At 59.4% G+C, this 1425-nt stretch carries 2 protein-coding genes; both read left to right on the top strand.

From position 1 onward, the window contains the following. The coding region (pth, locus tag AC1DRJ_RS27635) for an aminoacyl-tRNA hydrolase (RefSeq protein ID WP_477804943.1) at positions 1–506 on the top strand (506 nt) is incomplete at its 5' end. 22 nt (positions 507–528) lie between these two features. Continuing rightward, a partial coding sequence (ychF, locus tag AC1DRJ_RS27630) for a redox-regulated ATPase YchF (RefSeq protein WP_477804942.1) occupies positions 529–1425 on the top strand: 897 nt, incomplete at its 3' end.

The following is a 1425-nucleotide window of genomic DNA, read 5'->3' as shown; positions in this document are numbered from 1 at the left end:
TTTTTGTTGAGCGCATCGCGAACGCACAAGGGGTCAACCTTGTCGCCGATCGCAAATATTTTGGCCTGACCGGGCGCTATTCGCATCAGGGTCAGGATGTTCGTCTGCTGATTCCCACCACGTACATGAACCGTAGCGGCCAGGCCGTAGCAGCTCTGGCGGGTTTCTTCCGCATCAAGCCTGAAGAAATCCTCGTGGCGCACGACGAACTCGATCTGCCTCCGGGCGTTGCCAAGCTCAAGCAGGGCGGCGGCCATGGCGGTCACAACGGGTTGCGCGACATCATTGCGCAACTGGGCAATCAGAATACCTTTCACCGCTTGCGGCTTGGCATTGGCCACCCGGGCGTTGCCAGTATGGTTTCAAATTTCGTCCTGGGTCGTGCGCCACGCGCCGAACAGGAAAAACTCGATGCCAGCATCGACTTTGCCCTCGGCGTGCTGCCGGATATCCTCGCCGGTGAATGGAACCGCGCGATGAAAAACCTGCACAGCCAGAAGGCCTGACTCTTATCCGAGGGGAAACACCATGGGATTCAATTGCGGCATCGTCGGCCTGCCTAACGTCGGCAAGTCCACCCTGTTTAACGCCCTGACCAAATCCGGGATCGCGGCCGAGAACTTCCCCTTCTGCACCATCGAGCCGAACACCGGTATCGTGCCGATGCCGGATCCGCGCCTGGATGCCCTGGCGGCCATCGTCAATCCAAAGCGCATCCTGCCGACCACCATGGAATTCGTCGACATCGCTGGCCTCGTTGCCGGCGCCTCGAAAGGTGAAGGCCTGGGCAACAAGTTCCTCGCCAACATCCGTGAAACCGATGCTATCGCCCACGTGGTCCGCTGCTTCGAAGACGAGAACGTGATTCACGTCTCCAACAGCGTCGACCCGAAACGCGACATCGAGATCATCGACCTGGAACTGATCTTCGCCGACCTCGACAGCTGCGAAAAGCAACTGCAGAAAGTCGCTCGTAACGCCAAGGGTGGCGACAAGGACGCCGTGGTCCAGAAAGGCCTGCTGGAGCAATTGATCGCTCACTTCACACTCGGCAAGCCTGCGCGCACGCTGATGAAGAACATGGGCGCCGACGACAAGGCAGTGATTCGCGGCTTCCACCTGCTGACTACCAAGCCAGTCATGTACATCGCCAACGTCGCTGAAGACGGTTTCGAGAACAACCCGCTGCTGGACATCGTCAAGGCCATCGCCGACGAAGAAGGCGCCATGGTGGTTCCGGTCTGCAACAAGATCGAAGCCGAAATCGCCGAGCTGGAAGACGGCGAAGAGAAGGACATGTTCCTCGAAGCCCTGGGCCTCGAAGAACCTGGCCTGAACCGTGTGATCCGAGCTGGCTACGAGATGCTGCACCTGCAGACCTACTTCACCGCTGGTGTCGAAGAAGTCCGCGCCTGGACCGTCCGC

The sequence above is a fragment of the Pseudomonas sp. P5_B2 genome, assembly GCF_056400445.1.
The sequence above is the reverse complement of the archived record's forward strand: the minus strand, read 5'-3'. Positions and strand labels throughout refer to the sequence as shown.